Genomic DNA, 20,718 nt, shown 5'->3' on the forward strand with positions numbered 1-20,718 from the left:
CGCAGGAATCGCTTAAGGATGGCGGCGATTGCACGCTGCACGACGTCGAATCTTTCAGAATTGAATCTGTCGAAGGTATTTTCCAGCACTTTCTGATAGCCGACCGAAGATTGCAGCAGTCGGAAGCTGCGTTAGAATTGGGGCTCGTTTTTCGTGAAGTCGTCTGCGAGAGCCAGCCAACTGGTGCGTGGATGAGCCCCCGGCGGGAACTGGTGTCTGGAGTTTTTGCCTACAGAGACGCTATTCATGATGATTCGCCGTCTAGTATCCCTGATCGCAATGGCTTTGTTCGTTTCGGTCGCGTCAAGCGCCCAAGCCCAATGGGCCACGCAATGGCACGCTCCGGTCGTGGTAGCGCCACAGCCCGTCTTCGTCACCCCGCGCCCGGTAGTTTATGTCCACCGGTCTCCGATGGTCGTTTATCATCCAAGACGCGTATACACCCGTCATCGACCAATTCTCGGAGGAACCGTGGTGCACACGCGTCCGGGGCACCAACGCGTTGTCTGGTGACGGGCATGCCGTATCAACATCACTTACTGAGGGGGCATACGACTTATAGTGGACAGGCTGACGATCTTCGGGCTGCTTGCCCTCACCGCTGGAATGCTGTGCTATGCGTTGGAGGATCGCAGTACATGGTTCACACTCGCCTTCGCCATCGCTTGTATTTGCGGCTCATTTTACGGATTTATGCAAGGTGCTTGGCCTTTTGGGATCGTCGAGGCCATCTGGGCGCTGATCGCACTCATGCGTTTCTTTAAAATTCGCAACTCACGCATGAACTCTTCTTCGAACTGACCTAGCCCCGTCAAAACAGCCCGCTCCGGTAACGAGAATCCAAGCTTGGGGCGCCGTTTGTAGGAGAGCATTTGGTTGGCACGCTGAACGAAGTTCTAGCCGGAAGAGGTCATCGCGGAACGACTTGAGGCCGAGGTCGAACTCGCTCGCGGAAAGACCGACGCTCGGCGCGCGAATTTCTGCAAGCAAGTGACCGAGCCAACGCAAAGCCGGCTCTTCGTGCAGCGGAGCATGGGCGTCAGGAATCTAGAACCGACCTCTGTCTACGACCAACAACGGTTTGCTGACTTGGTCAGCTGTTGCCAAGTCGCTCCGACTAGCAAATCGTGGCCGACCTGTTTCGTGCGTTTCGCAATGATTCAACCTGCCGGCCGCTGGTCCATGATGAAGCGGCGCTGGCGGCGCCGATGCCTCCTCTCACGGAATCCTTCCGCCAAACCTATGCTCGGGTCGTGGCAACTTCGTAACTTTAGGAATGTCATAACATCAACGGGCCCATTCGGTGCAGTTTGCGGCTTAATGCGTCGTTCTTTCGGTTGCCGCCTCTATCGGCTAATCTGCTGCTGAGACCACATGGCGACTTATCCGCCACTTGAAAGGAATTGAATCATGTCCCCCTTACCCAACGATACGGCTGGCGAATTTGAATTCAACGATTCCCAGAACCAACTGATCGGAAGTCTCGCCAGAAAGATGGCATTGGTTGGTTTTGTGATGAGTTTTTTTGGATTGCTGCAACTGATCAACGGTGTCGCTTCACTGTTTTTGGCCCGTGATCCACAGCGTGTGATTGCCGCGGCGCAGAAGGCTGGCGTTTCAGAGGAACAGCTTGGCGCGTTGAAGGAAGCCGTTTCCGGCGGCTTCTGGTCCTCTCCGGTCACCGTTTCAGCCATTTCACTGGCGCTGGCCGGACTGCTTTTATTTTTGGTCGGCCTGTGGACTCGACAGGCCGGCGTCGGATTCGCAGGAATTGTGATGACCAAGGGGAAGGATATCTCACGGCTGATGGAGGCGCTCGGAGCGTTACATCAGAAGTATGGATTGATCTATTCCGTCCTCTGGGCGGCGGCGATTGTCAGCTTGGCGTCACTCGTGCTCGGCCTTTGGCATTCATGGCGCGGCGCTTGACCGATCGACCGACAACCGTTGGGCTGCGTCTCAATGGGTCGAGAAATTGCAAGACGTTGACGCGGCGGCACAAAGGGCGTTGAAATTGCGTTCGGCCAGAGCGCGTTCGAGGATGTACGCTGAGTTTGTTGGCGGCAGCCATTGAATCTTGAAGCGCCGTTGAGCTTGCGATTGGGTTCGGGTATCGAGTGCCTGGAACACCTCACCAGATTGCCCGTTTTCCGCTCGATAGGCTGCCACGCCAAGGATGGCGAGCCCCAAGGCGCGTAACATCGCTGCGTCCGTCACGATTACCATGCCGCGAAGGCGCCATCGGATCAGGCCCATTGGGTGCTTGAAACGCGACATCGTCGCCTCACCGCCAGCCCGCCAGCAGAATCGGTCCCGGAACTCTTCGCTTGCGTCCCAAAGCCGTCGCGCCCGTTGCTTCACGCGGTCGCGATCGTATTGCCAGCGACTTTCATTGCGTCCGACCGCAGCGGCGCAACAATCGTCTCGGCCCGGGCACGCCTGACACACGGCCGAATCGAACGACACACCGAAGCGCACTTCCGCGACGCTCGTTCCCACCGGTGAGTGACCGGTCGGACAGCACGACGCGTCCCTGGACGTCCAACTCGAAGTCCTCAAAGGTCAACTTGCCTTGACGTTTCCCTTGGGAGGTCATCGCTGGCGAAACATTCCGACGTGAAGTCTGCGGCCCTCTCAATACGCAGTTTTCGGCTTGCAAAGCGCCTCTCGCGCGAATGGCGTTGAACTGGCGCCTTTGGTCGTTCACCTTAGGTACGCCCGCTCAGGACGCGGACTCATCGACGTTTGAGGCTTTCACTTGGGCGCGGAGCACCGATCGACTATACTCCACCACGCCCCTAGGCGACCGCCATTCAAGCTTGGGTGCGGACTTCTCAATGGATCACTCAAAATCCTTACGCGGCGCCTCGGTGCGACGACGCGGTTTCACGCTCGTGGAACTGCTTGTTGTGATCGCGATTATTGGAGTGTTGGTCGGGCTCCTGCTGCCGGCTGTCCAAGCGGCCCGCGAGTCGGCGCGGCGTTCGCATTGCGTCAACAATCTACGCCAAATCGGCGTGGCGCTGACCAACTTTCATGACGCCCACGGCGCGTTGCCCGCCGGTTCGCCAGATTGCTGCAGCGTGCCGGGCAGTCTCTGGACGACGTCGACCTTTCCTTTCATCGAGCAGCAAGCCGCCTACAATCGGTTGAACCTCTCCAAGCCCTTCAATGACGCGAGTTCTAATCGCGAAGCCGTGAAGCAGGTCGTTCCAACGTTCATCTGCCCCAGCAGCGTGCGAGCAAGTGAGCCCATATTTACCGACCGATTCAACCATAATCCGGTCGTCGCGGCTGGAACGTGGTATACCGCTTCCATGGGCCCTACCATGCCCGATCAATGTCCATTCTGTCCGGCCGGACAGATCGCCAGTGATGACAACTATTGCTGTCAAGGCAACAACTTCGGCACCACTGCGGGCAATGGTTATCCGATAGGCAGTTCCGTGGGAATGTTTGGTAGGCATCACTTGCCCAAGGTGTCGTTCGAAAAGGTGACTGACGGCCTGTCGAACACCGTCATGTGCGGCGAGACGCTACCAGAGGAATGCGTATTCTTTTCGCTGTACGCCACGAACTTTACCCTCACCTCGACCTCGATTCCGCTGAACACTCGCATTAGCGACAAGGGCCGCGGCGAGCGGTGGTGGGAAACTAGCGGGTTTAAAAGCGAGCATCTCGGCGGCGCCCATTTGGTAATGGGTGATACCAGCGTCCACTATGTCAATGAGACGATCGATTACCGCGCCTACAACCAACTCGGAACGCGAGCGGGCGGCGAAACAGCGTCGCTGCTCGGTAACTAGCATGCCAAACGCCTTGTTACTTCGGCGCCTCGGCGACTCAGGGCGCGTTAGATCTGCTGTCTCTTACAGTTACAGGATTTGCATGGGGGCCTGGCTCATGCTCGCCTGTGGGTGCGGCGAAGATCGCGGTCTAATCCCCGTGTACGGGACGGTCACGCTTGAAGGCAAGCAGATGCCGGGCGCCGGCGACCTGACGTTTGTGCCGGTCGAGGTCGCCGCTGGTTTTCCGACGCGCCCCGCCAAAGCGGAGTTCGCTGTCGATGGCGAGTATAGCGCTCAGTCGTATCAGCCGGGCGATGGCTTGTATCCGGGGACTTACCGAGTGCTGGTCTCGTGTTGGGAGGTTCCTCCCACTCCGGACGGGCCGCCGGCCAAGAGTTTTATCGCGCGACGTTACCAGAATCGCGAGGACAGCAAGCTTGAAGTGAAGGTCGACGCCGCCATGGATCGCATCGAGTTCCCGATCGATCTCACACCGTAGCGGTATTGCAGGGTGAAAGTCAACGCCTCGGTTAGCCGTTCCCAACGCGGTCGCGGGCGAACGGGGCGGGTCGCTCTGCGAAGAGAGCGGGTTCAGGGCCAGCGTTGACCGCGTTGGGCCGCCATAACTCCGGACAACCGGATCAAGACCAACTGAGGAGTGCTTTGGCATGCCCGATCAAACACGATCGCATCCGACTGTGCGTCTGACGGTTTTCCTGGGAAGCGTCCTCCTAACCAGCTGTTTGGGAAACGATGCCATGGCGGCGTTCACGCCGGCGACTTACGAGGCGCGACGCACGACTGCCGCGCCGACGATCGACGGAGACCTCAGCGACTCCGCTTGGTCTTCCGCCCAGGCGATCGGGCCGTTTTTCGCCTATCGATCGGGAGGGGCACCGGCCGCGGCCGAGACCTCGATGCGGATCTTGTGGGACGATCTGTTCCTCTATGTCTCGATGCAGGCGAGTGACGCAGACATCCGCTCCTCGTGCAGTTTGGCGGGAGCTTGCGGACATGACGCCGCGCTATTTCTGGGCGACGTGGTCGAACTGTTCGTCCGCGAATCGACGTCGCAGGTTCGCTATCACGAGTTTGAATGGAGTCCGCTTGGCTCGGATTTCGACGCTCGCTTCGAGTCGAGATTCGGCGCGCCAGGCGCCGCCTGGGAATCGGGGCTTCTCTCGGCCGTCCTCGTCAGCGGCACCGTTGATGCAGCGTCGGATACCGATCTCGGCTGGGCGGCTGAGGCGAGAATCCCGCTGGCGTCGTTCCAATCCGCCGTTAAGGTCGGGACCACATGGACGTTCACCGGCGCCCGCTACGACTACCATAACCGAAACGTACCTGGCGGGCCGGCGCTGATGATGTCGACGCGCGGCGATCCCTCTGCACCAGCTGGCGGAGTGACTAATGGTTTCCATACCTATGAGATCTACGACAAGCTGCGATTTGTGGGCGAGCCTGTGCCTGAACCACCGGCGCTCGAGATCGCAGCCGGGGCTTTGGCGGCCATCATGATGATGCGTCGTCGGCAGCATGTCTGAACGCCCGGCTGCTCCATCGCTGTTACATCCTCGAAACCAAGGTTGGGAACTATTGGCTAGGGAAGCTGGCCTGTGCAGCGTCCGGTGACGCGGAAGCCATTCGCTTATTCATGACGCTCGCTGAGGTGGCCGAAAAGAGCAGCGTGCCAATCGAGGAGATCCTTGAGCGGCTCAAGCTGCCGCCAAACACGGCGCCGTCGGAGCAGGTTGGATGCTTTTTGAGAACGCATAGTCTGGACATGTCGGCATTGCGGCAAGCCGTCGGGCAAGACGATTCTGCGGAATACTTCGTTAGAGAAAGCTGCCGCAGCGGTACGGTTCGTCCATAATTGTGCGAGTTCGCAAGGTAGCCGCGGCTCAGCCTGCCTGAACGGGCCGTGAACTCCGTAAGTAGTGGCTGCATTGATTGACGATCCAATCGCGGTCTGCCATATGCGGTTGATTCAACGGTAATTCAATTCAAAAAGTTGCTCGCGCTGGGACGAAGGTTCCGGGAAGCTTGCCATGCCCGCACTACCAACTATGGAGGAGTACCGTCAGGCAATGCGAACGCAGGTTTATTCGCGCTGCCCTGACCGCCCGCGGGATGGTCCGCCCTACTTACTGCCCGGTAAGCAGGGCGGCGTCGAATTGCATCTGGAGCGGCTTGTGGACGTGGTTCATGCCAACGCCGTGCGGCAGGTCTATGCGTACACTGTCGGATTTTAACTCACGATTTGTACTGACCTTCCGAACCGGCTCTACGTCAAGGGAGGTTCTCGTCTTGGTCTTGGGATTGGCTAAGCTCTAGTCGCCTCGATGGTGCTCGAACTGCGGGCTCGGCGGCGTCGTGTGGCACACGGTGCATTTGTTGATCACGCCGGCGTGCCCCTGATGTTCGATGGCTTGAATGTTGTCCTGGAACGTCAGGGCCGGCCCAATGGCGTGCGGGCTGCCGTGGCAGGCCGCACAATGTACGTTGCCGTGACCGTGCGATTCTTTAAATAGCTTGCCCGGCTCCTCAAAGTCGAATTCCGGCTGGCGAGCTTGGTGACAGCCCGCACAAGTCGGTTCGTCGACCCACGGCGTTCGCGTCGGATTGCCGACGGCCGCCATGTCTCCATGGCATTGGATGCAATAAATCCCTTTGGCAAAGTGGACGTCACGTTGACAATTCGTCTGGAACCCAGGGTGGCATGCATAGCAAGCGTTCGTCACCCCCATCGCCGCGAGCGGCTGCATGCGGTTGGCATGCGAACTGTGCATCGCGTGCGACATCGTGGAAATGCCAACGACGCCTGGCGTTCCCAACGCGGGGTCGGCGTGGCACGACGCGCACAACACCGGGCCGTTGCCGAGGAGGCTTGTGTTGTGCTTCAGATCATGCTTGCGCAGGATGTCGGCATCGACCATCGGCCCAGGCATGCCCGGGGCATGGCAGACGTTGCAGCTGATTTCCCACGAAACGGGAACCACAGGGCGAGTCGTCGCCACGACGTTTCCTTGCGAAACGACCTCTACTTTGGCAAGGTTGTAGGGACTCAAAAAGCCTCGATCGTCGATGGGCGTCACGGGAATTCCCGTTGCGGCCCAGTCGTTGGCGCCGGTCGGCGCCATGGAGCCCGACAACCCGTGGCCCGTCAGGCCGACGTCCGGCGGCAATATCACACCGAAAAGTTGCGGCGCAAACTGCCAGAAGTTCGTCTTCTGGACCGACGACGTATTGTTTGGAATCGAGTAGTTGACGGTCACCCCGCTCGTGACGATCCGCGGCTCGCGACCCCGCCGAATGACCTGCGCGTGAAGCGAGTTGAAGGGTGGCAGGATACACAGCTGCGAAAAATCCTGGTTCATGCAATGCATGCCAAGATCGTTAAACCCCAACACGACGTATGCGTCATTCGTCGGCTGTTGCTTCTGCTGCGTGGGACGCTTCACAGGACGCGACGGCGGTTGGATTTGGGCCGCTCGTGGCTCAGACTGTTGCAGTTGGGCAGCACGCGGCGCCGTCGAAATGGCGTCGCTGCCGCGAGGCGTCGCGGAATAGCCGCCCGGGAGGAAAAACTGTAGGCTCGCCGCGCACGCCGCAAAGGCCCCTACCTTGAGGGCCAATCTTCGATCCGCGGACTGAGAAGATTCTTGCCGTTGTCGAACTCGTCCCATGTGATTACTCGCACGACGGGTCAAGTCGCCTCAACGATCAATGGAAGCAAGTCCACGCTCCTCACTCACGACGCGGCGATTTGACGATGATTAGTTGCCGAAAAGTGTGACCGTTGCCGACTTCGTTGTGATCGAGCCAACGAAGGCTGCGCCGACATGGTAACGCCCAGCGACTTGGATCATACGCAAGCGCCGCGTCAGCTTATAAAGAGGAGTCAAATAGGTGCCTCAAGTACGCCATCGAATTGCATTTTCTTTGCACTTTTTTGTGCGTGTAAACGAATTCGCGTGCCGCTGCGCGTGGCGTTGCGTGGCCGCCCAGAAAGTGTGCCACTATGGCGCGCTTGTGGCGGTGGTTGAAAACGTATTCCGCACATCTCGACGCCCATTGATGACGCAGTGGATGATTTGGCAGGCGGAGATCTACTCGCGACATGCATCGCGGGTTGAATGGACTCGGGGTCTAAACCGTCCGCGGCCCCAGTGCGCGGCGGATCAGTATTTGCCGGCGATCGACCCCATGACGCGTGTCGATATGGCGGATGCTCGTTCCCGTTTCGGCTCTATCCATAGTGACACTGCGCCGATGCGGACACCGAAACCACAGGATCGATCGACCGCTTCCGCCGCGCCGCAGTGATAGGCTTGCCGTCGCCGCTCTTCACACCGAGTTTTTTCGCCGCCATCTGTTCGCGGAGGGGGAGTTAACATGAAAGCACGAAACTTGCGCCAACAGCGACTCGCGACGACGAAGCTTCGCTTGGCATGCGTTCTCGCGGCGGGCGCGGCGATGTCTATGTGCTGCAATTGCGCTGAAGCGGCGATCCACTACTACGTGGGTTATATTGAAGTCGCACTGGGTTCTGAGCAACCGATCAACGTCAATTTCGAGGGGGATGGTTACGATGACATTGTCCTGCAAAACGATGTCGCCAACGGGAACGTGTTTCAATCGCTCTACATCCCCTACTCGCCAGGCAAAGTAGCTGGATTCAGCGCCGGCGACGACTACATCTCAGATTTACCCCGCGGCGCCGCCGTCAACGCGACGACAATCGGCTCACTGTGGCAGGGAACACTGGCGCACGGGGCGCTCGCGCCCGCGTCACAATTCAACGATGTCACTGACGCGTTCATCGGATTTGCGTTTCCGATCGGTCCGACCAATCTCTACTATGGATGGCTCCGCCTCGACGTCGACAATGCCGCCGGCACGATGCTGCTGAAAGATTGGGCGTACGAGGATCAGCTTGGCGTTGGCATCGCGACCGGAGATGTAGGAATCGGCCCCATTGCCGGCGACTTCGACGGCAATCTGCGCGTTGACGGGGCGGACTTTCTCAGGTGGCAGCGCGGACTAGGGACGACCTATTCGACCTTCGACCTGTTCGACTGGAAACGGAACTACGGCGGGGGCCTGGGGTTGATGCCAACAGTTAGCGCCGTCCCCGAGCCCGCAGCGTTCGGACTCGCCGCCGCCGGCGCAATCGCAATGATGTACAAGGACCGCAACGCAGCTAAGCCCGCGCGACAAGAATAACTCGCCAATCACAAATGAACCGAATTGCAGCCCTTCAATGAGCCTGCATTCGACCGCTAGGCGGCCCCCACCGGCTGCCAGATGCGGGGCTGGCTTGCGAGGCATCACATTCGGTGATTTGGGCGCCGATTTGCCCCTGCGAAATTGCGCCGTGATGCAGTACCAGACCCGCCTGTCGCCCACACTGCGAAATTGCCGACCAGCGGCGAGGGTAACGAGGCGCCAGCGTCGTGCTCCGTTGCAGGGAAAATCGGCGAATAAGTTATTGACGTATCGGAAACTGTCGATATATTTGAGTGTAGCAGGGAGAACGAAAGCATATGGCCGTGAAGTTGCGACTAACCGAATTAGAGGCGTTGGCCCAAGCGGCGGAATGCCTCCGCACACTGGCTCACCCGCACCGCTTACGGATGGTACAGATGTTGCTTCAGGGAAGGTATGCCGTCGGCGAGTTGGCTGCGGCGTGCAAGTTGCCGACTCCCATGGCTTCTGAGCATTTGCGGCTAATGCAACGCTGCGGCTTTCTTACCAGTGAAAAGGAGGGACGGAAGGTGTACTACCGGGTTGCGGAGCCTCATTTGAAGAGCATTCTCAAGTGCATTGAGGATCGCTTTGGGGTCACCCCCGCAAGCAGGTAGTTCTTTCTTTTCCCCTAATATATCGTAATATTCCGATGTTTCTAATAATCGTGAGCGCGATCGTGCCAAGGAGCAAGCCATGAGCGTCTCGACCATTACCCCCCGGCAGCTGCATGACATCGTGCAAACCGGCGCGGACGTTGAGTTGATCGATGTCCGCACCCCTGTCGAGTTTCAAGAGGTGCATGTGAGCTTTGCCCGCAACGTGCCGCTGGAACAGTTAGGGTCAGCGACGTCTGCGGCGGGTCGGAGCGGCGCTGCCCAGCCGTTGTACGTCATCTGCCGGTCGGGCGGTCGCGGCAAGCAGGCCTGCGAGAAGCTACTCGCAGCAGGCTACGCGAACGTGGTCAACGTCGAGGGGGGAACGCAAGCTTGGGACCAGGCTGCGCTGCCGGTGGTGCGGGGCAAGAAGGCGATCTCGCTTGAGCGACAGGTACGCATCGCCGCTGGGCTGTTGGTCGTTACGGGAGCCGCCCTCGGCTATTTCGTGAGTCCCGCCTGGATCGGACTGGCTGCGTTCGTGGGCGCCGGGCTGACGTTTGCAGGCATCACCGATACCTGCGGCATGGGGATGGTGCTAGCGCGCATGCCGTGGAATCAGGTCGCCGACGCATCGGGCCCGCGGCCCGAAACCTCGGCAGCGTCCGCGAACCACGCGAAGCAAGTTTCATCGAGTTGCCAAGTCTAGCACGTCTGTCCCATTCGCCTCCCCCCGCTCACCGACAAAATGGCCATGAAGACAAATAACCGCTTCGAACTGGCAGGTCGCGCTCACGTCGGGTCGCCGGCGCGATTTCCGTTTAACCCTGCGGTCGCCCTGGCGGGCGCCGCAGCGGGCGCATTGCTGGGCGGGGTCGTCACATTCTTCGTCACCGCGATGCTTGGCGTGGAGTGGGCGTCGCGACTGGCGATGAATCCCCATGTTGCGTTCAGCTGCGGAATTCTGGGCGCTTGGCTCGCCGCCTCGTTTGTGCTGGACGATGGGGACAAGGCAGTCGCGACCACGCCGTTGTCAATTGTCGCGGGCGCCCTCGTCGCGCGGCCACTCAATCCCGTCGCGGCGCCGCGGGTCGCAGCCTAACGCTTCACGAAACACAAGAGAACGTCCGCGTTCAAACAAAGGAACACAACGATGTGCGAACAGAAGCATCAACGCGAGTCAATCGTGACGGGCCAATCGCTGGCGGAGCGACCAGCGAATGAGCCTGCCATCACGACTGCTGCCGCCGCCCCGCGGCTCAACGAACTGGCGCCCGACTTTCGAGCACTTACGACGCACGGCCCAAATCAACTAACCGACTACCGCGGCCGGTGGCTCGTCCTGTTCTCGCATCCCTCGGATTTTACTCCGGTTTGCACGACCGAATTCATCGCGTTCGCCAAGGCTCATCCCAGCTTTCAGGCCATCGAATGCGATTTGCTCGGCCTCTCAATCGACAGCGTGTTTTCGCACATTGCCTGGGCACGGAACATCAAGGAGAAGTTTGGCGTCGAGATTCCCTTCCCGATCATTGAAGATCTCTCGATGCGCGTCGCGCATGCCTACGGTATGGTGCAACCGGGAGCCAGCGACACGTCCGCCGTTCGCGCCGTGTTCGTGATCGACCCGGAAAGCATGCTGCGGGCGATGCTTTACTACCCCATGTCCAACGGCCGTTCCGTCGCTGAGATTCTGCGGCTCGTGCAGGCGCTGCAAACGAGCGATCGGCAAAAGGTCGCCACGCCCGAGGGGTGGACCCCCGGCGCCGAAGTGATTGTTCCGCCCCCGAAGACCACTGCGGAAGCTGACCGGCGCGTGACGGCTGGCGATCCTGCTTGCGTGGATTGGTACTTCTGCAAGCGCGAGGCGGAAGAAGACCTATCAACCGCAAGTTGAGACTCGCTCGTCTACGGACGCCTGCGGCATGGGAATTTTTTTTGGCCAAAGGGGCCATGGAATCAAGTTGCGGCCGTCACCGATTTGTCGAGCACCCGCTCCCGGGAGTAACCCATGAAGATTGCAATTGTCGGCGGCGTGGCGGGCGGGGCTTCCGCGGCGGCGCGGGCTCGCCGGCTTTCGGAAGCGGCTGAGATCATCGTGTTCGAGCGCGGACACGATCCCTCGTTCGCTAACTGCGGGCTGCCCTATTACATCGGCGGCGAAATTGCCGACCGCCAAAAACTGCTGGTGGCGCCCATACAGATGCTGATCGACCGGCATCGGCTCGACGTTCGCACGCGACAGTCGGTCGAAGCGATCGATCGCCAGCGAAAGCGGCTCACAATCAAGAACCTTGTCGACGGCACAACTTACGAGGAGTCGTACGATAAGCTGATTCTCTCGCCAGGGGCCTCGCCATTGCGGCCGCCGATCCCGGGCATCGACTTGCCGGGCATCTATACGTTGCGCGACATGCGCGACGCCGACCGCCTGCATGAAGTCGCATTAAAGGCGGCGCAGGTCGTGGTGGTCGGCGGCGGATTCATCGGCCTTGAAATGGCCGAGAACCTTGTTCGTCGCGGCCTGCGGACGGCCGTGGTCGAACTCAACGATCAGGTCCTGCCGCCGTGGGACCGCGAAATGACGACGCCGATTGCTGAGCACCTCCGGTCGCAGGGCGTGGAGTTGCTATTGGGTGATTCGGCCGCAGAGTTCGTGAAACGCGGCGCGGGGCTGACGGTGAAGCTTAAGGGCGGACGGGAACTGCCCGCCGACTTTGTGGTCTTGAGCGTCGGCGTGCGGCCGGAGAATGCCCTGGCCGTGACAGCGGGGCTGGAAATCGGCCCGCGCGGCGGGATTCGCGTCAACGAGCACATGCAGACGAGCGATCCCGACATTTATGCGGTCGGCGACGCGGTGGAAGTGCGCGACTTTATCACTGGCGACGCCATTCAAATCCCGCTTGCGGGACCCGCCAATCGGCAGGGTCGCATCGCTGCGGATCATCTCTTCGGCCGCCCGAGTTCCTTCCGTGGCATTCAGGGGACTGCGGTCGTCGGCGTGTTCGGCATGACGGCCGCCATGACGGGGATGAGCGAGAAGGCGCTCCAGCGGACGGCTCGCAACTACCAGAAGGTTTATCTGCATCCGACGCACCACGCCGGCTACTATCCCGGCGCGGAGCGGATGTCGCTCAAGCTGCTGTTCGATCCGGAGAATGGCAAGCTCTTGGGCGCGCAAGCCGTGGGGGTGAGCGGCGTCGACAAACGGATCGACGTGCTGGCGATTGCTATTCAGGCCGGGATGACGGTGTTCGATTTGGAGGAAGCGGAGCTGGCCTACGCTCCCCAGTTCGGTTCGGCGAAGGACCCGATCAATATGGCGGGTTTCATCGCGGCCGCCGTCGTCCGCGGGGATGGGAAGGTCGCGCACCTAGCCGATCTCGCCGGAGCGTCCGTTTTGGACGTCCGCACGCGAACAGAATTTGAGGGCGGCCATATTCCGGGCGCCGTGAATCTGCCGCTCGATGAATTGCGCGAGCGGCTCGGCGAAGTCAATCGAGGCCAACGGACCATTGCCTACTGTCAATCGGGCCAGCGTGGCTATCTGGCCACGCGGATTCTCGCGCAAGCCAGCTACGACGTCGCCAACCTCAGCGGCGGCTATCTGACCTATTGCCAATCGATGCGAAGCGCTGGCGGTACTGCCGAAAGTATGCAGCGAACCACATTTCCAAACCTGGAAGCAGCAATCCATTAGACCTCGGCGTCCATGCTTCATGGGACGCGTCACAAGGAGTCATTCCATGCTTCTCAAATACTTCTACGACAAGTCACTGGCCCATGCCTCCTACCTTGTCGGGTGCCAGAAGAGCGGCGAGGCCATCGTCATCGACCCGGGCCGTGACGTAATTCCCTACCTCGAAGCAGCCAAAGCGGAGGGCCTGCGCATCGTTGGCGCGACCGAAACGCACATTCACGCGGATTTTGTGTCGGGGTCGCGGGAGTTGGCCGATCGCGTTGGCGCCAAGCTCTATCTCTCCGACGAAGGACCCGCCGACTGGAAGTACGCGTTCGCTAATCAATACGGCGCGCTGCTCCTCCACGATGGCGATGAGTTCTACGTCGGCAAGGTGAAACTCGAAGTACTCCACACGCCGGGGCACACGCCGGAGAGCATCTCGTTCGTACTGACGGACGTTGGCGGCGGCGCCAATGTGCCGATGGGAATTTTCACCGGGGATTTCGTGTTCGTGGGTTCGATTGGGCGACCCGATCTGCTGGAAACCGCGGCCGGCGTCGTCGGCAGCGCCGAAGTCGGGGCGCGGCAACTTTACCACTCCATGCTCCGCTTTCGCGAACTGCCGGATCATTTGCAGGTGTGGCCTGCGCACGGTGCGGGGAGCGCCTGCGGCAAGGGCCTCGGCGCCATTCCGTCGAGCACGGTGGGTTATGAAAAGCTCTTCAACCCGGCCTTGCAGTTCGACGACGAGCAAGAGTTCGTCGATTACATCCTGACCGACCAGCCGGAGACGCCCTTCTACTTTGCGGTGATGAAGCGAGTGAACAAGGTCGGCCCTGAATTGACGAAGGACTTGGCGCCTGTGCGGGCCATCGATCCGACGGAACTGGCGACGACGGCCGGAAAGCATCTCGTGATCGACACGACTGCTGCTGGCGAGTTTGCCAAATCGCACGTGCCGGGGACGGTCAACGTTCCAGCGTCCAACCTCGTGCAGTGGGCCGGTTTCTTTGTCGACTACGCCAAGCCAATCTACCTGATCGCCGACGAGGCATCGCTTCCGGCTCAGTTACGGAGTCTCCGCTCCATTGGAATCGACAACGTGGGCGGATTCTTGGATGCCGGATCCGTTAAGACCGCTGGCCTGAGGACCGAATCGTATCGGTCAGCAACGCCAGCGGAGCTGCGCCGCAGCATCGACGATGGCGAAGTGACGCTCGTCGACGTGCGTGCGGCGACGGAGTTTGACGCCGGGCACATTGCCGGCGCTGAACATCGCTTCCTCGGCACGCTCTTGCGGAATCTCAGTAGTCTTGGCCGGGACAAACCCGTGGCGACCCAATGTCTGGCGGGAGGCCGTTCGGCGATCGCAGCAAGCATCCTGCAACGCGGCGGGTTCGAGGTGGTCAACATGCAAGGCGGCTACCGGGCCTGGGTTGACGCTGGCCTCCCGGTGGTCCGTGAGGACGTTACGGCCGTCGCTTAATTCAATCTCTTCCCACGCCCTTTATTGAAAGGCAGTCATTCTTGTGGCAACTCCTCTGCTAGTCATCGGTTTCGTCGTGTTTTGGATCGTCCTTAACCGTTGGGTGCTGCCGCTCTTCGGCGTCGAGACCTGCATGAGCGGCGCATGCACGCGAGTAGCGCATCCAGTCCGAATCGACTTACACAGCGCGACCGATCAAGTGACACGTAACCCCACTGTCGTCGAAGCGACGAAGATAGCGCCAAGCAATCGATAACAGACATGTCCAACGGCGGGCGTGGCGTCCTTGCCCTGCCCGCGTCGCGATTCGCAAAGGCGGTATGCATCCCATGACTCCCCAAGAAAAACGGTCAGTGGCAGAAATGTCGGCCGCTTCAAGTTTGGCTGACGACACGGTTCAGGAAGAAATGGGGCAGCGGACCGATCCCAGGTGTTATCTCTCCGCATGAGCGAAAGCTGACCCTGAGTCGAGCTTGGATGGGGTTTGAAGTAACGAAAGTCGATTCTAGAGAATCGAATGGTTCAACATGCTATGGGTGACTGTCATCTTTGGAGCCCTGGTCGGCTTCTCGCTGGGTCTCACCGGAGGCGGCGGAGCGATCTTTGCGGTGCCGCTGCTCGTCTACGGGCTGTCGATCGACGCGCGGCAGGCGGTAGGGATTTCGCTGGCCGCCGTCGGCATGACCTCCGCAATCGGGTTCTTGGGACGCTGGAAGGCAGGCCAGGTCGAGATTACGACGGGGATGATGTTTGCAGTAGCCGGGATGCTTGGAGCGCCCATCGGCTCGTGGCTGTCGGCTCAGATCCCCGAGCGGCTTTTGCTGACATTGTTCGCCCTGCTGATGCTCGTGGTGGCCGTTCGCATGTGGCGTAAGGCGGACCCGTCAACCGTCCAAATCGCTTGCGCGACCGACGAGGCCGAGGGGCCGACCTGCCGTCGCGACGCGGCCGGAAACCTTCGTCTCACCTCTCCCTGCGCCTTGCTGTTGGCCGGCGTCGGCGTGCTGACGGGCGTTTTGTCGGGATTGTTTGGGGTCGGCGGCGGATTCGTGATTGTCCCGGCATTGGTCCTCTTTAGCGGCATGGCCATTCACCGCGCCGTCGGCACTTCGCTCATGGTTATCACGCTGATCAGCGCTTCGGGCGTCGCTTCGCATTTGTTGGCGGGGCGGACCATTCCTGTGGAGACGACATCGCTGTTTGTCGTCGGCGGGGTCGTGGGAATGTTCGCCGGGATCTGGGCCAGTCGTTATCTGTCGGGCCCTGCACTTCAGAGAGTTTTCGCCGTGGCGATCGTCGCCGTGGCAATCTTTGTGATCCTCCGCACCACTTTTCATCTTTAGAAAGCCCGCACTTGGACACTCCCATCCGCCACCATCAGATTCTCATCGTCGGCGGAGGCGCCGCTGGCCTGACGGTCGCTTCGCAATTGACCAAGGGCTGGTCGAACAAGCTTGATGTCGCCGTCATTGAGCCATCGGACAAGCACTACTACCAGCCGCTGTGGACGCTCGTCGGCGGCGGAGTCGTCAACAAAGAGAAGACGCTCCGCTCCGAGGCGTCGGTGATGCCCCGGAAGGTCACTTGGATTCGAGAGGCCGCGGCTGAGTTTCACCCGACCGAGAATTTGGTTGTGACTTCCGCTGGGACGAAGATCACCTACGACTGGCTCGTCGTGGCCGCAGGCATCCAACTTAACTGGGACAAGATTCCGGGGCTCAAGGAGTCCATCGGCAAGGACGTGGTGTGTAGCAATTACTCCTATCAAACCGTCGATTCTACCTGGCGGAACATTCGCAATTTCCGTGGCGGCACCGCGCTGTTCACGCATCCGAGCGGCGCCGTCAAATGCGGTGGAGCGCCGCAGAAGATTATGTACCTCGCCGACGACTACTTTCGTCAATCGGGCGTGCGCGACAAGTCCAACGTCATCTTCGCGATCGCGAATCCGAACCTGTTTGCGGTCGCCAAGTATCGGACTGCGCTCGAAAATGTCGTGGCGCGCAAGGGGATCGATTGTCGTTTTCAGCATGAGTTGATCGAGATCCGCCCAGATAAGAAGGAAGCGGTATTGCAGCGACTGGATACCGGCGAAACGGTGGTCATTCCCTACGACATGCTCCATGTCGCGCCGCCGATGAGCGCGCCAGCGTTCATTGCGAAGAGTCCGCTGGCGGACGCCGACGGCTGGGTGGACGTCGACAAGGACACGCTCCAACATCGACGCTATCCGAATGTCTTCGGCCTCGGCGACTGTAGCAGCTTGCCGACCTCGAAGACGGCCGCCGCGATCCGCAAACAGGCTCCGGCGCTGGTGGCGAATCTCAAGTCGGCGATGGCGGGCGCCCCGCTTACGAAGCGATATAACGGCTACACATCGTGTCCGCTGATCACCGGCTACGGCTCGCTAGTTCTGGCGGAGTTTGACTATGACAAGAATCCGATGGAGACGTTCCCGTTCGATCAATCGAAGGAACGCTGGAGCATGTGGCTGCTCAAAAGGTTTCTGCTGCCAATCCTCTATTGGCACGGCATGCTCAAGGGCCGCATGTAAGAGGAGAGAAAGAGTTGCAATTGGCGTCCTTTACAAATCTTGAAAGCCAAACTCATGGACCGTCGCGAGCACTGGAATTCCGTTTACCGCACAAAGTCGGTGACTGACGTGAGTTGGTTCGAGTCGGAACCGCAAATCTCGCTGGAGTTGATCACCGCAGCGTCACCGACGCGCGGCCGCGTGATCGACGTTGGCGGCGGGGCCTCGCGCCTCGTCGATCGGCTGCTGGCCGCTGGCTTCGACTCGGTCACGGTGCTCGATATTTCGGGAGTCGCACTTGAATGTGCGAAAGCACGACTAGGCCCCCAAGCCGATCAGGTCCACTGGATCGTGGGAGACGTCACTCAGATCGCGGACCTGGGGCAATGCGACGTCTGGCATGACCGTGCCGTGTTCCATTTTCTCACCGATCCAAACGATCGCCGGAAGTATGTCGAACTGGCGACTCGCACGGTGCGCGTCGGCGGCCATTTGATCATCGGCGCCTTTGCGGTCGACGGCCCTGAGAAGTGCAGTGGCTTGGCGGTCTGCCGATACGATGCGGAAATACTGTCGCGCGAGTTGGGGCCGCGTTTCAGACTGGTGAAACAGGTGTCGTACGCCCACATGACGCCAGCCAACAAGCCACAGCAATTCTTCTTCGGCCTTTTCGAACTCTTCCTGCAGTCGACATTAGAGAATGATACGGACATTCCAGTCAAGTAAACGTCAGAGAAAGCTTCCGTCACAACTCTCGAAAGGAGTACGATCCATGACTCGTACCACGCGACTCCTAGCCGTCCTCATCTGTGCGATATCAACTTACTCCACCGCTTGGTCGCAAGACGCAAGCGTGAACCCGGGAATCAACGATTCCTTTCGTGACCCGGAAGTGCCTGAATTCATCGGCCGTTTCGAGGTAGAGAGCCGGGAAGTATTCGCCCGCCGTCGTGAGATCGTGGCGGCCTGTCAGATCGAGCCCGGACAAACCGTTGCCGACATTGGCGCCGGGACCGGCCTGTTCACGCGGCTCTTCTCCGAAGCCGTAGGGAAAAATGGTCGAGTAGTCGCTGTAGACATTTCGCAGAAGTTTCTCGATCACATCAAGGCGACTAGTCGTGAAGCGGGCCAGCGAAACGTCGACACGCTGCTAGCGACCGCCGATTCCACAGAGCTTCCCGTGGAGTCGGTCGACGTCGCCTTCATTTGCGACACCTATCATCACTTCGAGTTTCCGCTGAAGACGATGGCATCGCTCCAGCGGGCGCTCAAGCCCGGCGGCCGGGTGGTTCTGGTGGACTTTCGCCGCATCCCCGGAACGAGCACCGACTGGGTACTGAACCACGTCCGCGCTGGCCAGGAAGTGTTTGAGTCCGAGATCAGCGAATCGGGCTTTGAAAAGGTAAGTGAAGAGCCTGATCTGCTACGGGAGAATTACTTTGTGGTATTCCAGAAAAGCAAGCCGGACGAACCAGCGCCGGCGCAAGGACCACCCCGGGGAATGGGCCGCGGTCGAGGACCGGGGTTTGGTAGGGGGCGCGGCCCAGGGGCGGCGATGAACGCGGATCAAGAAGTCTTCCACTACTTGCTAGGACGTCATGCGGACATTCGGCGTACGGTCACGCGGACGGACAAGGGCGTTGAAACGGTCACGGAATCTGATCGCCCCGAGGTCACTAAGAAAATTCAGGAGCATGTAGCCGCGATGCACAAACGCATCCAGGAAGGTCGCGGACTGCGATACTGGGACGATTTGTTCTCGGCGATCTTTCAGCGGCACGCGAGTATCCAGATGTCGGTGGAAAACACGGAGAAGGGCGTTCGAGTCAAGGAAACGTCGGACGACCCCGTTACGGTCGCCCTCATTCAGGCCCACGCTGAGGTTGTTAGTCAGTTTGTAGCTCGCGGGTTTGAGGAGGCCCATCGTAATCACGCAGTGCCTCCGGCCGCGAAAGTAAAACCAGTTTCCTCATCGGAGACCAGCAAAGAGTAGTGAGATTGCCGTCCCGATACCCAATGCCGACGCCCCTTCACGGACATGCCCGTGGGTATTGAGTTCGCGCAGCGAACCGCCGCCGTCGCCGGGATCGCCAAGAACAAGGAGAAACGTCATGTCTCGAACCGCATTGAATGCGATTATTGATGCAGTCGCATACGCTGGGCTCGTTGTGTTGGCCGCCACGGGGTTGATGCTGCGCTGGCAAATGCCCCCAGGGAGCGGCGGATTGCACGGCATGGGGTCCGGCGCGGGTGCGGGTAGCCGACCCGTGACGGTCGTTTGGGGACTGAGCCGGCACGAGTGGGGCAGCATTCACTACTGGATTGCGCTCGGCTTGATGGCCGTGTTGGCCGTGCACCTATTGCTTCATTGGAAATGGATCGTCTGTGTCCTCCGTGGCAAACCTCACTCCGATGTTTCGGGGGGACGATTCGCGCTGGGTGTCGCCGGCCTTGCGTTAGTCACCTTGCTGGCAGCAGCGCCCCTTATAACGCCAGCTCAGACGGCGCCCCGCTCAGAACTTCTCAAGAGTTCGAGCGGCGACCAGCAGACTGACCTCGGGGGACCAAAGGAGGAAGTCGAGTCAAGTGACGGTGAATCGATCCGCGGCTTCATGACACTGGAAGAAGTGGCAAGTCAGTCCGGCGTGCCCGTCTCGGATATTCTTCTGCGTCTCGGTCTACCGTCGGACACGGCGCCGTCAGAGCAGGTCGGGCGCCTGATGAGAGCCCACGGAATGGAAATGTCGAAATTAAGACAAGCCATCGGACAGGATGAGTCTGTTCAATAAAGGACAACCGAACGTATGGTTACTGTTAGGGCCCTTGCCTGCTTCTGCGGCAGCGCACTGTCAGTCGGGTGTAGCAGTCGAAATCACTGTACGACAGCCGCTTCCACGATCGAGCAAATAACCTGACGAACTTCCAATGACAAACGCTGCCAAGAATTGATGACGAATTGGAGGTCGTCGGGCGAGTCGTTCATGTCATTCGACGACAGACATTGACTCGTGATGTCGCTCGCGCGATACCCAAGCGCTACCACGGCTGTTGGCTCTGCGTGCAAGTCATTGTCGTCTAAGGAGATCGGGATTTCGTTCGCCCCGTTCGATTCCCGCCGCCTCCATTTTTCGTCATCAGCGACCGCCGACGACTCAACTTGACTCTCGTTGCCAAAACTCTTGCTGCGGCGAGGTTCTTGGCGTTTCTTGGGCTCCCCCCTCCTCACCTGTCATTGTGACAGACGGTGTCCCATTTTGCCCCCTTGAGCCATTTGCGCGATGCCCAGGCGCTACCACCCCCGATTGGGGCTGGGCATCGGAGGACGCGGGTTCCGGCGTTGCAGGGATCGGCGGAGACGGCAGCGTGGCGAGCGCCCGGGCTTGGTC

At 59.9% G+C, this 20,718-nt stretch carries 20 protein-coding genes; 18 read left to right on the forward strand and 2 right to left on the reverse strand.

Translation table 11 applies throughout. The features are described 5' to 3' along the window. Positions 1-279: 279 nt before the first annotated feature. Positions 280-513 (forward strand): hypothetical protein, encoded by a 234-nt coding sequence (locus tag I41_RS28695; protein ID WP_391524811.1) that lies wholly within the window; start codon positions 280-282, stop codon positions 511-513. A gap of 897 nt (positions 514-1,410) precedes the next feature. Next, positions 1,411-1,929 carry a hypothetical protein gene (locus I41_RS23290; protein ID WP_145435381.1) on the forward strand — a complete coding sequence of 173 codons (519 nt, stop codon included), beginning with the start codon at positions 1,411-1,413 and terminating at the stop codon, positions 1,927-1,929. A gap of 30 nt (positions 1,930-1,959) precedes the next feature. Here the strand turns inward: I41_RS23290 and I41_RS23295 are convergent, their stop codons facing one another. After that, positions 1,960-2,499 (reverse strand): transposase, encoded by a 540-nt coding sequence (locus tag I41_RS23295; RefSeq protein WP_168207109.1) that lies wholly within the window; start codon positions 2,497-2,499, stop codon positions 1,960-1,962. A 338-nt stretch (positions 2,500-2,837) separates the two neighbouring features. Between I41_RS23295 and I41_RS23300 the strand changes: the two genes are divergently transcribed. The 4 genes from I41_RS23300 (at position 2,838) to I41_RS23315 (ending at position 6,040) form a co-directional block, all read left to right on the forward strand. Next, positions 2,838-3,806 (forward strand): DUF1559 domain-containing protein, encoded by a 969-nt coding sequence (locus tag I41_RS23300; protein WP_210421048.1) that lies wholly within the window; start codon positions 2,838-2,840, stop codon positions 3,804-3,806. Positions 3,807-3,888: 82 nt separating this feature from the next. Continuing rightward, positions 3,889-4,287 (forward strand): hypothetical protein, encoded by a 399-nt coding sequence (locus I41_RS23305; protein ID WP_145435385.1) that lies wholly within the window; start codon positions 3,889-3,891, stop codon positions 4,285-4,287. A gap of 169 nt (positions 4,288-4,456) precedes the next feature. Beyond that, positions 4,457-5,332: a carbohydrate-binding family 9-like protein gene (locus I41_RS23310; protein WP_145435386.1), complete on the forward strand. Its 876-nt coding sequence runs from the start codon at positions 4,457-4,459 to the stop codon at positions 5,330-5,332. A gap of 504 nt (positions 5,333-5,836) precedes the next feature. After that, a complete protein-coding gene (locus tag I41_RS23315) occupies positions 5,837-6,040 on the forward strand; it encodes a hypothetical protein (RefSeq protein WP_145435388.1) in 204 nt (67 codons plus the stop codon). 78 nt (positions 6,041-6,118) lie between these two features. Here I41_RS23315 and I41_RS23320 read toward each other — a convergent pair whose 3' ends face one another. Then, on the reverse strand, positions 6,119-7,249 hold the full coding sequence (locus I41_RS23320; protein WP_145435390.1) for a hypothetical protein: 1,131 nt from the start codon (positions 7,247-7,249) through the stop codon (positions 6,119-6,121). Positions 7,250-8,183: 934 nt separating this feature from the next. On the opposite strand from I41_RS23320, the gene I41_RS23330 reads away from it, so the two are divergent. The 12 genes from I41_RS23330 to I41_RS23390 all read left to right on the forward strand — a co-directional run bounded on the left by I41_RS23330 (position 8,184) and on the right by I41_RS23390 (position 20,121). Beyond that, entirely contained in the window at positions 8,184-9,014 is an 831-nt protein-coding gene (locus tag I41_RS23330; protein ID WP_145435394.1) for a hypothetical protein, read from the forward strand. 320 nt (positions 9,015-9,334) lie between these two features. Beyond that, positions 9,335-9,652, forward strand: coding sequence for an ArsR/SmtB family transcription factor (locus I41_RS23335; RefSeq protein WP_145435396.1), 318 nt, complete (start codon positions 9,335-9,337; stop codon positions 9,650-9,652). Between the two features lie 79 nt (positions 9,653-9,731). Then, a complete protein-coding gene (locus tag I41_RS23340) occupies positions 9,732-10,340 on the forward strand; it encodes a rhodanese-like domain-containing protein (protein WP_145435398.1) in 609 nt (202 codons plus the stop codon). A 45-nt stretch (positions 10,341-10,385) separates the two neighbouring features. Continuing rightward, a complete protein-coding gene (locus tag I41_RS23345; RefSeq protein WP_145435399.1) occupies positions 10,386-10,733 on the forward strand; it encodes a hypothetical protein in 348 nt (115 codons plus the stop codon). A 51-nt stretch (positions 10,734-10,784) separates the two neighbouring features. Next, positions 10,785-11,528, forward strand: coding sequence for a peroxiredoxin (locus I41_RS23350; RefSeq protein WP_145435401.1), 744 nt, complete (start codon positions 10,785-10,787; stop codon positions 11,526-11,528). 114 nt (positions 11,529-11,642) lie between these two features. After that, complete coding sequence (locus I41_RS23355) at positions 11,643-13,331, forward strand: FAD-dependent oxidoreductase (protein WP_145435403.1); 1,689 nt, start codon at positions 11,643-11,645, stop codon at positions 13,329-13,331. 46 nt (positions 13,332-13,377) lie between these two features. Next, positions 13,378-14,799: a rhodanese-like domain-containing protein gene (locus I41_RS23360; RefSeq protein WP_145435405.1), complete on the forward strand. Its 1,422-nt coding sequence runs from the start codon at positions 13,378-13,380 to the stop codon at positions 14,797-14,799. 527 nt (positions 14,800-15,326) lie between these two features. Next, positions 15,327-16,142 carry a sulfite exporter TauE/SafE family protein gene (locus I41_RS23365; RefSeq protein ID WP_145435407.1) on the forward strand — a complete coding sequence of 272 codons (816 nt, stop codon included), beginning with the start codon at positions 15,327-15,329 and terminating at the stop codon, positions 16,140-16,142. Positions 16,143-16,153: 11 nt separating this feature from the next. Beyond that, positions 16,154-17,353, forward strand: a complete 1,200-nt coding sequence (locus I41_RS23370) for an NAD(P)/FAD-dependent oxidoreductase (RefSeq protein WP_246133737.1) — start codon at positions 16,154-16,156, stop codon at positions 17,351-17,353. A gap of 54 nt (positions 17,354-17,407) precedes the next feature. Beyond that, positions 17,408-18,058 (forward strand): class I SAM-dependent methyltransferase, encoded by a 651-nt coding sequence (locus I41_RS23375; RefSeq protein WP_145436481.1) that lies wholly within the window; start codon positions 17,408-17,410, stop codon positions 18,056-18,058. 46 nt (positions 18,059-18,104) lie between these two features. Then, positions 18,105-19,325 carry a class I SAM-dependent methyltransferase gene (locus I41_RS27830; RefSeq protein WP_246133738.1) on the forward strand — a complete coding sequence of 407 codons (1,221 nt, stop codon included), beginning with the start codon at positions 18,105-18,107 and terminating at the stop codon, positions 19,323-19,325. 118 nt (positions 19,326-19,443) lie between these two features. Further along, complete coding sequence (locus tag I41_RS23390) at positions 19,444-20,121, forward strand: DUF4405 domain-containing protein (protein WP_145435409.1); 678 nt, start codon at positions 19,444-19,446, stop codon at positions 20,119-20,121. Positions 20,122-20,718: the final 597 nt, after the last annotated feature.

It is taken from the genome of Lacipirellula limnantheis, from assembly GCF_007746075.1.
GTDB lineage: Bacteria > Planctomycetota > Planctomycetia > Pirellulales > Lacipirellulaceae > Lacipirellula > Lacipirellula limnantheis.

Bases quoted from the DNA above. Each gene is read 5' to 3' on its own strand.
- I41_RS28695 (WP_391524811.1), top strand. From the start codon at position 280: ATGGCTTTGTTCGTTTCGGTCGCGTCAAGCGCCCAAGCCCAATGGGCC.
- I41_RS23290 (WP_145435381.1), top strand. From the start codon at position 1,411: ATGTCCCCCTTACCCAACGATACGGCTGGCGAATTTGAATTCAACGAT.
- I41_RS23300 (WP_210421048.1), top strand. From the start codon at position 2,838: ATGGATCACTCAAAATCCTTACGCGGCGCCTCGGTGCGACGACGCGGT.
- I41_RS23305 (WP_145435385.1), top strand. From the start codon at position 3,889: ATGGGGGCCTGGCTCATGCTCGCCTGTGGGTGCGGCGAAGATCGCGGT.
- I41_RS23310 (WP_145435386.1), top strand. From the start codon at position 4,457: ATGCCCGATCAAACACGATCGCATCCGACTGTGCGTCTGACGGTTTTC.
- I41_RS23315 (WP_145435388.1), top strand. From the start codon at position 5,837: ATGCCCGCACTACCAACTATGGAGGAGTACCGTCAGGCAATGCGAACG.
- I41_RS23330 (WP_145435394.1), top strand. From the start codon at position 8,184: ATGAAAGCACGAAACTTGCGCCAACAGCGACTCGCGACGACGAAGCTT.
- I41_RS23335 (WP_145435396.1), top strand. From the start codon at position 9,335: ATGGCCGTGAAGTTGCGACTAACCGAATTAGAGGCGTTGGCCCAAGCG.
- I41_RS23340 (WP_145435398.1), top strand. From the start codon at position 9,732: ATGAGCGTCTCGACCATTACCCCCCGGCAGCTGCATGACATCGTGCAA.
- I41_RS23345 (WP_145435399.1), top strand. From the start codon at position 10,386: ATGAAGACAAATAACCGCTTCGAACTGGCAGGTCGCGCTCACGTCGGG.
- I41_RS23350 (WP_145435401.1), top strand. From the start codon at position 10,785: ATGTGCGAACAGAAGCATCAACGCGAGTCAATCGTGACGGGCCAATCG.
- I41_RS23355 (WP_145435403.1), top strand. From the start codon at position 11,643: ATGAAGATTGCAATTGTCGGCGGCGTGGCGGGCGGGGCTTCCGCGGCG.
- I41_RS23360 (WP_145435405.1), top strand. From the start codon at position 13,378: ATGCTTCTCAAATACTTCTACGACAAGTCACTGGCCCATGCCTCCTAC.
- I41_RS23365 (WP_145435407.1), top strand. From the start codon at position 15,327: ATGCTATGGGTGACTGTCATCTTTGGAGCCCTGGTCGGCTTCTCGCTG.
- I41_RS23375 (WP_145436481.1), top strand. From the start codon at position 17,408: ATGGACCGTCGCGAGCACTGGAATTCCGTTTACCGCACAAAGTCGGTG.
- I41_RS27830 (WP_246133738.1), top strand. From the start codon at position 18,105: ATGACTCGTACCACGCGACTCCTAGCCGTCCTCATCTGTGCGATATCA.
- I41_RS23390 (WP_145435409.1), top strand. From the start codon at position 19,444: ATGTCTCGAACCGCATTGAATGCGATTATTGATGCAGTCGCATACGCT.